This window comes from Variovorax sp. WS11 (genome assembly GCF_010499245.1).
GTDB lineage: Bacteria > Pseudomonadota > Gammaproteobacteria > Burkholderiales > Burkholderiaceae_C > Variovorax.
In genome coordinates, this window is the sequence record NZ_JAAGOW010000003.1 from 285,613 (window position 1) to 297,939 (window position 12,327).

The 12,327-nt window shown below is 70.2% G+C and carries 13 protein-coding genes; all 13 read left to right on the forward strand.

Annotated features, from left to right (window positions below; translation table 11 throughout):
- Positions 1-105 precede the first annotated feature (105 nt).
- The 13 genes from sctV (at position 106) to GXN78_RS27150 (ending at position 12,176) form a co-directional block, all read left to right on the forward strand.
- The gene (gene sctV / locus GXN78_RS27090; RefSeq protein WP_106558170.1) at positions 106-2,178 is read left to right on the forward strand and encodes a type III secretion system export apparatus subunit SctV; all 2,073 of its coding nucleotides are present in this window, start codon (positions 106-108) and stop codon (positions 2,176-2,178) included.
- 43 nt (positions 2,179-2,221) lie between these two features.
- The gene (gene sctS, locus GXN78_RS27095) at positions 2,222-2,488 is read left to right on the forward strand and encodes a type III secretion system export apparatus subunit SctS (RefSeq protein WP_068672733.1); all 267 of its coding nucleotides are present in this window, start codon (positions 2,222-2,224) and stop codon (positions 2,486-2,488) included.
- 8 nt (positions 2,489-2,496) lie between these two features.
- A complete protein-coding gene (sctC, locus tag GXN78_RS27100; protein WP_106558171.1) occupies positions 2,497-4,338 on the forward strand; it encodes a type III secretion system outer membrane ring subunit SctC in 1,842 nt (613 codons plus the stop codon).
- Positions 4,339-4,343: 5 nt separating this feature from the next.
- Positions 4,344-5,492 (forward strand): FHA domain-containing protein, encoded by a 1,149-nt coding sequence (locus GXN78_RS27105; RefSeq protein ID WP_106558155.1) that lies wholly within the window; start codon positions 4,344-4,346, stop codon positions 5,490-5,492.
- 144 nt (positions 5,493-5,636) lie between these two features.
- Positions 5,637-5,843, forward strand: a complete 207-nt coding sequence (locus tag GXN78_RS27110; RefSeq protein ID WP_068672726.1) for a hypothetical protein — start codon at positions 5,637-5,639, stop codon at positions 5,841-5,843.
- Between the two features lie 67 nt (positions 5,844-5,910).
- Positions 5,911-6,333: a hypothetical protein gene (locus GXN78_RS27115; RefSeq protein ID WP_106558156.1), complete on the forward strand. Its 423-nt coding sequence runs from the start codon at positions 5,911-5,913 to the stop codon at positions 6,331-6,333.
- Positions 6,334-6,341: 8 nt separating this feature from the next.
- On the forward strand, positions 6,342-7,124 hold the full coding sequence (sctJ, locus tag GXN78_RS27120; RefSeq protein ID WP_239142941.1) for a type III secretion inner membrane ring lipoprotein SctJ: 783 nt from the start codon (positions 6,342-6,344) through the stop codon (positions 7,122-7,124).
- 16 nt (positions 7,125-7,140) lie between these two features.
- On the forward strand, positions 7,141-7,830 hold the full coding sequence (locus tag GXN78_RS27125; RefSeq protein WP_164255788.1) for a SctK family type III secretion system sorting platform protein: 690 nt from the start codon (positions 7,141-7,143) through the stop codon (positions 7,828-7,830).
- Positions 7,812-8,450: a type III secretion system stator protein SctL gene (sctL, locus tag GXN78_RS27130; RefSeq protein WP_106558159.1), complete on the forward strand. Its 639-nt coding sequence runs from the start codon at positions 7,812-7,814 to the stop codon at positions 8,448-8,450. The genes GXN78_RS27125 and sctL overlap by 19 nt, the downstream gene beginning before the upstream one ends.
- A gap of 59 nt (positions 8,451-8,509) precedes the next feature.
- The gene (locus tag GXN78_RS27135) at positions 8,510-9,847 is read left to right on the forward strand and encodes a FliI/YscN family ATPase (protein ID WP_106558160.1); all 1,338 of its coding nucleotides are present in this window, start codon (positions 8,510-8,512) and stop codon (positions 9,845-9,847) included.
- Between the two features lie 2 nt (positions 9,848-9,849).
- Positions 9,850-10,353, forward strand: a complete 504-nt coding sequence (locus GXN78_RS27140; protein WP_106558161.1) for a serine kinase — start codon at positions 9,850-9,852, stop codon at positions 10,351-10,353.
- 2 nt (positions 10,354-10,355) lie between these two features.
- Positions 10,356-11,138 carry a type III secretion system export apparatus subunit SctT gene (sctT, locus tag GXN78_RS27145; RefSeq protein ID WP_106558162.1) on the forward strand — a complete coding sequence of 261 codons (783 nt, stop codon included), beginning with the start codon at positions 10,356-10,358 and terminating at the stop codon, positions 11,136-11,138.
- 6 nt (positions 11,139-11,144) lie between these two features.
- Positions 11,145-12,176, forward strand: coding sequence for an EscU/YscU/HrcU family type III secretion system export apparatus switch protein (locus GXN78_RS27150; RefSeq protein ID WP_106558163.1), 1,032 nt, complete (start codon positions 11,145-11,147; stop codon positions 12,174-12,176).
- Positions 12,177-12,327 lie beyond the last annotated feature (151 nt).

A 12,327-nucleotide genomic window follows, 5' to 3' on the forward strand; every position in this document is an offset into this window, starting at 1 on the left:
ACAGAGGCTGCCACTTAGAGTGCGCCGCGACGTGATCTTTTTCACGTTCGAGGCCGGCGCGTGGCGCCGGTCCGCAAGGCCAGCAAACTCCAACAGCAACACAACATGGCGAGTCCCGCCCGATCCTTGCAGCCGTACCGCGGCAGCCTGCGCGACCTGTTCGCGAGCGCTGGCCGCTACAACGATCTGCTGCTCGCGGGCCTGCTGGTGGTGGTGGTGGCGCTCTTCGTGCTTCCGCTGCCGACGCCGCTCCTGGACCTGCTGATCGCGAGCAACCTGGCGATCAGCCTGGTGCTGCTGATCGTGGCGATGTACGTGCCCTCGGCGCTGTCGCTCTCCACCTTTCCCTCGCTGCTGCTCTTCACCACGCTGTTCCGGCTGGCGCTCAACATCGCCTCCACCAAGCTGATCCTGCTGCAGGCCAATGCCGGCCACATCATCGACACCTTCGGCAAGCTGATCGTCGGCAACAACGTGGTGGTCGGCGGCGTGGTCTTCCTGATCATCGCCATCGTCCAGTTCATCGTGATCGCCAAGGGCTCGGAGCGCGTGGCCGAGGTGGCGGCGCGCTTCGCGCTGGACGCGATGCCGGGCAAGCAGATGAGCATCGATGCCGACGTGCGCGCCGGCGTGCTCTCCTCGGCCCAGGCGCAGAAGCGGCGCCAGGTGCTGGAGCAGGAATGCCAGCTGCACGGCGCGATGGACGGCGCGATGAAGTTCGTCAAGGGCGACGCCATCGCGAGCATCGTGATCGCGCTGGTCAACATCCTCGCGGGCATCGCCATCGGCACGCTGATGCACGAGATGACGCTTTCCGGCGCGCTGCAGCGCTACGCCATCCTCACGGTGGGCGACGGCATGGTCTCGCAGATCCCGTCGCTGCTGGTCTCGATCGCCGCCGGCATCGTGATCACCCGCGTGGGGAGTGGCGAGCGCCGCGATGCGCAGCTGGCCAGCCAGATCGGCGAGCAGCTGATGGCGCATCCGCGCGCGCTGATCATCGCGGGCCTCGCCGTGGCCAGCTTCCTGGTGGTGCCGGGCTTTCCCAAGTGGGTGTTCGGCCTGCTGGCGGCGGTGATCATCGGCCTGGGTTTCGCGATGCGCAGCGTGCGCGAGCGGCGGCGCACGCCGGGCTGGATCTCGCACCGCGAAGGCGTGGCCGAGGAGGAGGGCGAGAGCGGCCATGCAATCGCCTCGCCGCTGGCCGTGCGGCTGTCCGACACGCTGCGCGGCTCGGTCGACCGCCATGCGCTCGACCAGCAGCTTGCCGGCGTGAAGACCGCCGTCGAGTCCGACCTGGGCCCTGTGTTCCCGCGCCTGCAGCTGGCCCATGCGGCCGGCCTGCCCGAGCACGGCTATCAGGTGCTGGTGCATGACGTGGTGGTATCCGAAGGTTTGCTCCAGCCGGGCTGGCAGTTGCTCGACCCGGCCGAGGCCACCACGCCGCCCGCAGGCGCGCAGGTGGCCGAACCCTTCGGCCCCTTCGCGCGCGTGGTGTGGGTGCAGGGCGCGCAGCCCGGCCTGCGGACCTGGGAGGCGGAGGAGGTGGTGGGCCTGCACGTCGACCATGCGGTGCGCCGCAACGTGCGCGAGCTGATCGGCCTGCAGGAAGTGCAGCGCCTGCTGCATTCGGTGCAGCGCGATGCGCCCGAGCTCGCGGCCGAGGTGGCGCGCGTGGCCTCGCCGCAGCGCATCGCCGAGGTGCTGCGCCGGCTGCTGCAGGAGGGCATCCCGATCCGCAACCTGCACGCCATCTTCGAATGCCTGGCGATCTGGGCGCCCAAAGAGCAGGACTCGATCGCGCTGACCGAGCTGGTGCGCATCCACCTCGGCCGCTACATCACCAGCCGCTACGTGGGCCCGAGCCGCCAGCTCGAGGCCATCCTCTTCGAGTCCAGCCTGCTCGAGCGCGTGCAGAACGCGGTCGAGCGCTCGCCGCGCGGCAACCTGCTGCTGCTGAGCCCGGCCGTGACGCAGGACATCCGCGAGCAGGTGCGCCGCATCCTCGGCTCGACCGCCAACCGCGTGGTGGCCATCGCGTCTTCCGACGTGCGCCGCTACGTCAAGACCCTGATCGAGCCGGTCGCGCCCCAGCTTCCGGTGCTGTCCTATCAGGAAGTCGACGAAGACGTGGCCCTGCAGCCGGTGGGCTGGGTCACCAACCCGCAAGCCCATTGATCGATGAACCGCCCCCTGCGCACAGAGCGAACCCACCAGCCCCATGACACCGCAGAACATCCTGGACATCACCCGCGAGGGCCTGCTGCTCGTGCTCTGGATCTCGCTGCCGGTGGTGGTGGTGGCCACCGTCACCGCGCTGGTGGTGGCGGTGCTGCAGGCGGTGACGCAGGTGCAGGACCAGAGCATCGGCCAGTCGATCCGGATGATCGCGGTGATGGTCGCCATCATCGCCACCGCCGGCTGGCTGGGCCGCGACGTGATGCGCTTCGCCGAGCGTGCCTTCCACACGCTCACTTCATTGCCGTGAGCTGGGCCATGGTCGTCATGCCCATACGCAAGGCCCGCAGGGCCGGGCAGCATGCCTGGCTGCTGCTGGGCCTGGCCACGCTGCTGCTCGCCGCCGCGCAGCCCGCTTCGGCGGCCGAGCTGCGCTGGAGCAGCAACCGGCCCTTCCAGATCGTCGCCAACGAGAAGCCGATGCCCGACTTCCTGCGCGAGCTCGCCTCCTCGCAGAACATCACGGCGGTGATCGATCCGAAGGTGAGCGGCGTGATCAGCGGCAAGTTCTCGGGGCCGGCGCAGCACATCCTCAACAGCGTGTGTGCGGTCAACGGGCTGACCTGGTACTACGACGGCGCCTTCCTCTACATCGACCTGGCGGCCGACTCGCGCAGCGACGTGCTGCCGATTGCGCCCGAGAACGCCAGCCGCATCGCCGAGACGCTGGTGCGCCTGCGCATCTCCGACGAGCGCTATCCGCTGTCGATCAGCGAGAGCGATGCCAGCGTGCATGTGACCGGGCCCAAGCGCTATGTCGAGATGGTGCGCCAGGCGGTCAAGCTCGCCGACCAGCGCAGCGCGCTGGCCGATGGCGCGGAGATCCGGCTGTTCCCGCTGAAGTACGCCTGGGCCGCCGACTTCAAGATCAACCGCTCGGGCAAAGAGACCGTCATCCCCGGCGTGGCCAACGTGCTGCGCAGCCTCTACGGCCGCAACGGCAACGCGCCCGGCAGCAGCGCCGGCCGCGGGCCCAGCGCGCCTTTCTCGGTCGGACCCAACCGCCAGATCAAGCTGCGCAGCGGCGAGTCGATCAACGCGCCCAAGATCGAGATGCCGGGCGTGGGGCCGGCGAGCGCAGACGCAGGCGGCGCGAGCATGCCGGCCGCCTTCGGCAACGAGCTGCCCCAGTTCCAGGCCGACACCCGCATGAACGCGGTGCTGGTGCGCGACACGCCCGAGCGCATGGGCCAGTACCAGCGCCTCATCGAATCGATGGACGTGCGCCCGCGGCTGATCGAGATCGAAGTGACGATCATGGACATCAGCTCCGACACCCTGAGCAGCCTGGGCATCGACTGGCGCCTGCACGGCCGCCACGGCGACTTCCAGACCGGCCGCGGCGATCGCGGCCCGCTGACCTGGGACAGCGCGACCTCCGAGGCCGGCCAGATCGGCGGCTTCAACGCCAGCGGCCAGCCGGTGACGCCGCTGGGCAGCATGCTCACCGCCGCCATCGGCAACAGTGCGCGCAACTACCTGCTGGCCCGCGTCACGGCGCTGGCCACCAACGGCGACGCCAACTTCGTCGCGCGGCCCAAGGTGATGACGCTGGACAACACCGAGGCCGTGCTCGAGAACCTGAGCGAGTTCTACGTGCGCGTCGACGGCTTCCAGGACGCGGGCCTCTTCAGCATCACCGCAGGCACCGCGGTGCGCGTGACGCCGCTGATCATCGAGGAGAAGAGCGGCCGCGGCGTGATGATGTCCATCGACATCGTGGACGGCGACCTCAGCAGCCAGGCCGTGGACCGTATCCCGATCGTGCGACGCCGCACCGTCAATACGCAGGCGCTGGTGGACGAGGGCGCGAGCCTGCTGATCGCCGGCTATTCGTCGGAAGAGCGCACCAACGCGACCACCGGCGTGCCGGTGCTCAAAGACATCCCGGGCGTCGGCAACCTCTTCAAGTACAGCGACAAGAAGCAGATCAACATGGAGCGCTTCTACCTGCTGACCCCGCGCCTGGTGGTGCCGGGCTCCGCGGCTTCGGCGCCGGTGCTGCCGCTGGGGCCCATCTCGACGCCCGCGCCCGCGCCGGCGCCCAAGACCACGCCCGTGTCGATGACGACGCCGACGGCGGCGACGCCCGGAGAGTGACGGCGATGCGTGAAGACCCCGCCTTCGACCCCGCGCCGGCCCCCAACGCCGGCTGGTGCCTGCGCTTCCTGAGCGGCGCGGTCAAGGGCCGCACCATTGCGCTGAAGCCCGGCATCAACGTGCTCGGCTCGGGCGGCGAGTGCGAGGTGATGCTGCCGGGCGGCGACGTGCTGCCGCGCCACCTCGTCTTCACCGTCGGCGAGCTGGTCGTCTCCATGCAGCGCCTGGGCACCGCCTCGGCCCGGCTCAACGGCGAGGAGATGCAGCAGCCGCGCCGCAGCGTGGTGGCCGGCGACATCGTGAGCGTGGGGCAGATCGACTTCCAGCTCGACCGCAGCTATCCGGCCGCCGTGCAGGAGGACCGCATGTTCGCCGCCGCGCCCGATGCCGCGGCCGCGGCGCAGGCGGCCGCGCTGGCGCCGCAGCGCCGCGGGCCGCGCGTGGGCTACTGGGCCGGCGGCATCGTGGCGCTCTTGGCCGTGCTCGGCCTCGCGGCCCTGTGGGTGGGCGGCGAGCGCGGCGCATCCGCGGCCGGCCTGGGCCGCGTGAACCTGGCAGAGGTGGAGAAGGCGCTCGCGCCCTTCCCGGAAGTCGAGGTGGTCGCGGCGCCGGGCGGGCAGTTCAGCGTCAAGGGCTATGTCGAGTCGAAGCAGCGCCGCGAGACGCTGCAGCGTGCGGTGGCGCCCTTCGGCGGCAAGGTCGCCGTCAACGTGCATTCGGCCGAGGACATGGTTGAGCAGGCGCGGCGCTACGTGGGCGATCCCGGCGTGGCCGTCACCTACACGGGCCAGGGCCGGCTGGTGCTGAGCGGCACGGTGGAGGATGCTTCGGTGCGCCAGAAGATCCGGCGCCTGAGCGAGGACCTGCATCCGGCCGTGCTGGTTTCCGACAAGGTTCAATACCGCGAGAAGCCGCAGCCCGACAACAAGGACGCCGACCTGCGCGCGCAGTGGCAAGGCTGGCAGAGCGTGCTGCCAGCGCGCATGGTGAGCATCACCGAGGACGGCAACGGCCTGCGCCACATCCAGCTGTCCAACGGCAATCGCTACTACGAGGGCTCGGTGCTGCGCTCCGGCGCCGAACTCAAGCGCATCGACGCCGACGGGCTGGTCCTGAGCGGCGGCGTGCCCAACAACGGCAAACCTGCGAGGTGACGAGATGCGCCCACCCACGCACCCGATGCCCGCGCCCCGATTTCATGCGGCGACAGCGACCCTGCGCGCCGCGTGGAATGGCTTCGTCCTACCCGGACGGGGCTTTCAAACCGCAGTGATTCCCCATCAACCAGGAGAAATGAAATGGCAGGCTCTGTCGACAACTCGATCCAGCAAATGAATCAGGCCGCGGCCGACAACGCGCGCCTGATGTCCGCCAGCATGGCGGCATCGACCAGCATCCAGGGTGCGGCCTCGACCGCCCACACGGTGAACGGTGCCAGCGCCGCCGGCGGCGAAGTGGCCAAGTCCACCGGCAACGACATCCGCCAGTCGGCGAAGTCGTCCTGATGGTCCAGGCCTGCACGAGGCCGCAAGGCCGCGTGCAGGCATTTCCCTTTTCACCAGGAGCTGAACCATGACCGATCCCATCGCGTCGGCCGCCGCGAGCGCGCCGCCGCCCGAAGTCGCCGGGCCCGGCGCGGCGCAGCAGCAGCAACAGAACACGAGCGGCTCCCGCTTCGATCCGGGCGACACCCGCATGTTCGCCAACATGATGCAGGGCGTGCAGGCCCCGCCGCCGGCCCTGGCCGGCCCCAGCGCCATCGGCGATGCGGCCAAGTCGCTGGCCGCGCAGTTCTCGGGCAACGTGCGCTCCTACGAGGAGATGCGCCACAGCATGCTCGAGTCCATCGACCTGTCGGACCCGATCAAGACCATGTTCGTGATGACCGACCACGCGATGGAGGCGCACATGATGTTCGCCAAGATGCACATCTCCACCGGGCTGGCCAGCGCCGCGACCAGCCTGTTCGGCACGCTGCTGAAGAACCAGCAATGAGGCGGCCAGTGAAGCCCATCGCCTTCATCGCCCGCATCCGCTGGCTGGCCGCCTTGCTGCTGCTCTTCGCGCTGGCCGGCTGCAAGGTCCCGCTGTACTCCAACCTCAACGAGCAGGAGGCCAACGAGATCGTGGCCGCCCTGTCGGGCGAGGGCATCGACGCCGCCAAGAGCAAGCTCGAAGGCACGAGCTGGCAGGTCGAAGTGGAGCAGGGCCGCCTGGGCCAGGCCCTCGACGTGCTGCGCACGCAGGGCCTGCCGGCCGAGCGCTACACCACCATGGGCGAGGTGTTCCAGAAGCAGGGCCTGGTGTCCACGCCCTCCGAGGAGCGCATGCGCTACATCTACGCCGTCTCGCAGGAGCTGTCGCAGACCCTGCGCAATGTCGATGGCGTGGTGGCGGCGCGCGTGCACGTGGTCATTCTGGCCAACGACCCGTTGTCCGAGAAGATCCGGCCCTCGTCGGCCGCGGTCTTCATCAAGCACCGGCCCGATGTGGACCTGCGCCTGCTCGCGCCGGCGGTGAAGGACATGGTGGCGCACAGCATCGAAGGCCTGACGCACGACCAGGTCTCGCTCTCGCTCTTCGAGGCGCGCCGGTCGGCGGCGACGCCCGCGACCAACGCCGCTACGCAGCCGCTGGTGCTGGGCCTGTTCTCCACGCAGACCGCCATGCTGCTGCTGGGCCTGCTGCTCGCGGCCGCCGTGTGCCTCATGGTGCTTCCCGGCCTTCTGCGCCGCCAAGGTCTGGATTGGCGTAGCTGGTCGCGCAGCCAGGTCTTCAGGCGCTGAGGGAGCCGTCGACGCAATGTCCGCCACCGCACCCAGCCCACCCAGGCCGCCCCCGGCCCGATGGACCCTGGTGCGCCTGGTGATGCGCTTCAACCTGCATCCCGAGCACGATCTGCATCCCAGCTGGCTGCCCGCCCACTGGCCGGCGCAGCACCGCGTGCCGGCGCGCCTGGGGGAGGGCGGCCGCGCCGTGCTGGCCGATCTGCTGCGGCGCGACCAGGCGCCGCCGTCCTCGGCGGACTACAACTTCGATTCGCGCCTCAAGCGCCTGGCGCTGCTCGATGCGCGGGCGCTGCGCCGGCTCGCCGCCTACCTCGGCTTCTGCGCCCACCTGCCGCTGTTCCGGCTGCGCGCCGGCGCGGGCCGGCAACTGCGCCGCCAGGCCTGCCGCTTCGATGCCGACGCGGTGGACTTCGTGCTCGACCGCGTGCCGCAGCTCAGCGAGCTGCGCATGAACCACTCGGCCCTGGAGCAGCGCCCCATCGCCGCCGGCCGCATCGTGCTGGAGCGTGGCCACCGCCTGCTGCTGGGCGCCTTCGCGCCCGAGGGCGAGGCGGTGCTGCGCCGCCTGCAGCACAAGCTCCCGCGGCGCGTCTCTTCCCTGGCGCTGCCGCAGTTCGAGCCGCGCCAGGCCCGCCAACTCCACGAGCTGATGCTCTCCTGCATCGTTCCCGAAAGACTGCCGCAATGGGACTGGCTTTTCTGATCACCACCGAGAACCTGCAGCTCCTGAGCGAGCGCAAGGTGCTCAAGGAACACGAGTACGCGGCCCTGCTCGATGCCTCGGCCGTGGTCGAGACGGCGCGGCGCGAGGCGCGGCGCATCTCGCAGCAGGCGCAGCAGGAGGCGGAGGCCAGCCGCCGCCAGGGCTACGAGCAGGGCCTGCAGCAGGCCAAGGCCGAGTACGCGACGCAGCTGGTGTCCGAGGCCCTGGCGGCGGAGCGCCAGATGCAGGCGCTGCGCACGTCGATGGCGCAGATCGTGGTCAAGGCGGTGGGGCAGTTCATCGCCGGTGCCGATCCGGCCGCGCTCTTCGAGGCCGCGCTGCTGCGCGTCGACACGCTCATCCGCAGCGAGCCTTTCGTCACCGTGCGCGTCGCGCCGGCGCAGGAGGCGACCCTGCGCGAGGTGCTGGCCCGGCTGCGCCACGAGGCGCAATGGACCATGAGCCTGAGCCTCGCGCCCGACCCTTCGTTGCAGCCCGGCGCCTGCGTGGTGCAGACCGCCTCGGGCGTGCTGGAGATCGGCGTCGAGGCCCAGTTGGAGGCCTTCCGTCGCGCGGTGGAGCGCGGCGGGCTGCTGCCGGCGGCAGGAGCCGCGCCATGAGCGCCGCCCGGCCGCCCGAAGGCGCTCGCACCGCAGCTGAAGGCGAAGGTTGTTCTCCAATGACCCAGGGCCCAGCCGCCAGCGCCCTGGACATCGTCGCCGACCTCGAACAGGCCTTCGGCCGCATCACGCCGGTGGCGATGCGCGGGCGCGTGAGCAAGGCGGTGGGCATGCTGATCGACGCCTCCGGCATCCAGGCCCACGTGGGCGAGCTGTGCGAGCTGGTCACGCCGGGCGAGCCGCCGCTGCTGGCCGAGGTGGTGGGCTTTCGCGGCAACACCGCCATCCTCACGCCGCTCGGCCCCATCACCGGCATTTCGGCGCTGACCGAGGTGCTGCCCACCGGCCGCGGCCATGCCTGCCCGGTGGGCGATGCGCTGCTGGGCCGGGTGCTCGACGCACTGGGCCAGCCCATCGACGGGCGCGGCCCGCTTGCCACGCGCGCCCAGCTGCCGGTGCACCGCGAGCCCGTGAGCCCGCTGGAGCGCCGCATGATCGAGGCGCCGCTGCCCACCGGCATCCGCGCCGTCGATGCGCTGCTGACGCTGGGCGAAGGCCAGCGCATCGGCGTGTTCTCGCCGCCCGGCGTGGGCAAGAGCACCTTGCTCGGCATGCTGGCGCGCGGCTCCAGCGCCGAGGTCAACGTGATCGCGCTGATCGGCGAGCGCGGGCGCGAAGTGCAGGAGTTCATCGCCCACAGCCTGGGCCCCGAGGGCCTGGCGAAGACGGTGATGGTGGTCTCCACCTCCGACCGGCCGCCGATGGAGCGCATCAAGTCGGCCTATGTGGCCACCACCATCGCCGAGCATTTCCGCGACCAGGGCAAGAAGGTGCTGCTGCTGGTGGATTCGCTCACGCGCTTTGCGCGCGCGCAGCGCGAGATCGGCCTGGCCAGCGGCGAGCCGCCGACGCGGCGCAGCTACCCGCCCTCGATCTTCTCGATGCTGCCGCAGCTGCTGGAGCGCGCGGGGCAGGGCCGCACGGGCTCGATCACCGCCGTCTACTCGGTGCTGACCGAAGGCGACGAGGAGAACGACCCGATCGCCGAGGAGGTGCGCTCCATCCTCGACGGCCACATCGTGCTCTCGCGCAAGCTGGCCGCGGCCAACCGTTACCCGGCCATCGACGTGCTGGCCAGCATCAGCCGCGTGATGCCGCTGGTGACATCGCGCGCGCACCGCGAGGCCGCGGCGCATTTCCGCGGGCTGCTGGCCAAGTACCAGGAGATGGAGCTGCTGGTGCAGATCGGCGAGTACAAGGCGGGCAGCGATGCGCTGGCGGACGCGGCCATCCGGGCCCGGCCCGCGATGCTGAATTTTCTTGCGCAGCCGCCCGACGCGCGCCAGGACTACGAGGCCTGCCTGGCCGCGTTGCAGCGCTTCCAGGAGGAGGCCTGATCATGAGCAGCAGCAACGCCAACAGCATCGACTTGAAGCTGCTGATCGACGTGCGCGAGCGCCAGAAGACCGCCGCCCTGGGGGTGGTCGCGCGCGACCGCGAGGCGGCCGAGCAGAGCCATGCGCAGCTTCTGCAGGCCGAGGCCTGGCGCGAGCAGCAGGTTCGGAGCAAGGCCGCGCACTGGCAGGCCACGGTCGGCGCGCTGGCCGGCGGGCAATGCAATGTCGCGCAGCTGCGCCATGCCGGCGCCTGGAGCGGCGCGCTCGATGCGCAGATCGCGCAGGCCCACGAGCAGGCGGTGCAGGCGGGTGAGTTCCATGCGCAGCGCGAAGAGGTGCTGGCCCGCAGCCGCCAGGCGCTGCGCGACGCCAGCGGCGAGCTCGAGAAAGCGCAGCAGATGCAGCAGCGCGCCCGCGCCGAGCGTCTGGCCCTGCAGGAGACGCGCCAGGATGAGGCCGCCGAAGAAGCGGCCTCACAGGCCTGGGCCGCGCGAAGAACCGTGTAGCCATGGAAAGCGCCCTCGAGCTCGCCAACATCGAGAAGTTCTTCTCGTCCGTGGTGCTGACGCTGCCGCGGCTGTTCGCGATCTTCGCGGTCGTCCCCTTCCTGTCGGGCGGGATGATGACCGGGATCGTGCGCAACGGCCTCTTGCTGATGCTCGCGATCTTCATGTCGCCCGCCGCCGGCGCCATGCCCGAGGTGGGCATCGGCACCTGGGTGCTGATCGCCGGCAAGGAGGCGCTGATCGGCCTGCTGCTGGGCCTGGGCTTCGGCATCTTCATCTGGGCGATCCAGAGCGTGGGCGACCTGATTGACTTCCAGACCGGCTCGGCCAACGCCTCCTTCTTCGACCCGGTGGCCGGCCACGAGAACGGGCCCACGGGCGAGTTCCTGGGCTGGCTGGTGATCACGCTCTTCGTCGCGGCCGGCGGGCTGCTGGCGATGCTGGGGGTGATCGTCGACTCGTACCGGCTGTGGCCGGTGGGCTCCTTCTTCCCCAACGTGGGCGCGGTGCTGGAGCAGTTCGCGATCCGGCAGGGCGACACGCTGTTCCTGTGGATCGTGAAGCTCGCCTCGCCGGTGATCTTCGTGCTGCTGCTGGTCGAGCTGGGCATGGGCCTGATCAGCCGCGTGGCGCCGCAGCTCAACGTCTTCGTGTTCTCGCAGCCGCTCAAGAGCCTGCTGGCGCATCTGATGATGCTGCTCTTCGTCTTCTTCGTGTACGAGTCGCTGCAGGAATTCCTGCGGCCGGAGAACGGGGTGCTCGACTTCTTGAGGGCAACGCTGTAGCCAACGATGGCCGAGAAGGACCAGAAGCCCACCCCCAAGCGCCTGCGCGATGCGCGCAAGCGGGGCGAGGTGGTGTTCAGCGCCGATGTCGCCTCCACCACCGTGTTCGCGGTGGTGCTGGTGTCGGTCTGGCTGGGCGGCGAGACGCTCTACAGCCTCCTGCGCGAGCTGTGGCTGCATGCCACCAGCGCCGCGCTGCTGACGCGGCCCGACGACCGCTTCGCCGAGCTGCTGCTGCACACGGGCGAGGCGCTGCTGTGGGGCACGCTGCCCATCATGGGCATCGCCGCGGTGGCGGGCATCGCAGGCTCGTTGTTCCAGGTGGGCGGGGTGGCGGCGTGGGAGCGGATCAAGCCCGACGTCAACCGCATGAACCCGGCCGAGGGCGCCAAGCGCATCTTCTCGACGCGCAACCTCATCAACCTGCTGAAAATGAGCGTGAAGACGATCCTGCTCGCGGCGCTGATGTACATCGTGGTGCGCGGCTTCGTCGACAGCGCGCTGAAGCTGGGCTATGCCTTCCCCGGCACCATCATGCGCGCCGCGGCCCACATGGTGCTGGTGGCCTTCGGCTGGGCGGTGGTGATCTACGCGCTGATGGCGATGGTGGACTACGCGCACGAGCACTACGAGTTCATGAAGCAGCAGCGCATGTCCATCGAGGAGCTGCGCCAGGAATACAAGGAGGTCGAGGGCGACCCGCTCAACCAGTCGCGGCGCCGCTCGGCCCATTTCGAGGCGGTGTATGCGAGCCTGGGCGACCGGGTGCGCATGGCCTCGGCGGTGATCCATTCGGCGCGCACCGCGGTGGCGCTGCAGTATCTGGGCGAGAAGGACCTGCCGCGGGTGATTGCGCGCGGCGAGGGCGATGTCGCGGCGCAGATCCGGCGGCATGCGGGGGAGGGGCTGGTGCCGATGGAGTTCGAGCCGCAGCTGGCCGAACGGCTCTATGCGGAGGTGCCGGTGGACCAGGCCATTCCGCGTTCCTTGTTTGCGCCCGTGGCCAAGCTGCTGCGTTGGGCGCAAGGGGTTGAGTAAGTGGCCTGTAGCAGCCGATGGGGTCCGTCGTTGGATGCACGCCCGGCAAGCGGTGCGGGCCGGTCGACCCCACTGCGGCGGCCCCTTCGGGGCTTCCCTGCGGTGCTCGCCTTTCGCGGGGTCTCGCTCAAACTCGCTTCGCTCAGACAGT

Coding starts and splice junctions, on each gene's coding strand:
- sctV (WP_106558170.1), top strand. CDS start 106: ATGGCGAGTCCCGCCCGATCCTTGCAGCCGTACCGCGGCAGCCTGCGC.
- sctS (WP_068672733.1), top strand. CDS start 2,222: ATGACACCGCAGAACATCCTGGACATCACCCGCGAGGGCCTGCTGCTC.
- sctC (WP_106558171.1), top strand. CDS start 2,497: ATGGTCGTCATGCCCATACGCAAGGCCCGCAGGGCCGGGCAGCATGCC.
- GXN78_RS27105 (WP_106558155.1), top strand. CDS start 4,344: ATGCGTGAAGACCCCGCCTTCGACCCCGCGCCGGCCCCCAACGCCGGC.
- GXN78_RS27110 (WP_068672726.1), top strand. CDS start 5,637: ATGGCAGGCTCTGTCGACAACTCGATCCAGCAAATGAATCAGGCCGCG.
- GXN78_RS27115 (WP_106558156.1), top strand. CDS start 5,911: ATGACCGATCCCATCGCGTCGGCCGCCGCGAGCGCGCCGCCGCCCGAA.
- GXN78_RS27125 (WP_164255788.1), top strand. CDS start 7,141: ATGTCCGCCACCGCACCCAGCCCACCCAGGCCGCCCCCGGCCCGATGG.
- sctL (WP_106558159.1), top strand. CDS start 7,812: ATGGGACTGGCTTTTCTGATCACCACCGAGAACCTGCAGCTCCTGAGC.
- GXN78_RS27135 (WP_106558160.1), top strand. CDS start 8,510: ATGACCCAGGGCCCAGCCGCCAGCGCCCTGGACATCGTCGCCGACCTC.
- GXN78_RS27140 (WP_106558161.1), top strand. CDS start 9,850: ATGAGCAGCAGCAACGCCAACAGCATCGACTTGAAGCTGCTGATCGAC.
- sctT (WP_106558162.1), top strand. CDS start 10,356: ATGGAAAGCGCCCTCGAGCTCGCCAACATCGAGAAGTTCTTCTCGTCC.
- GXN78_RS27150 (WP_106558163.1), top strand. CDS start 11,145: ATGGCCGAGAAGGACCAGAAGCCCACCCCCAAGCGCCTGCGCGATGCG.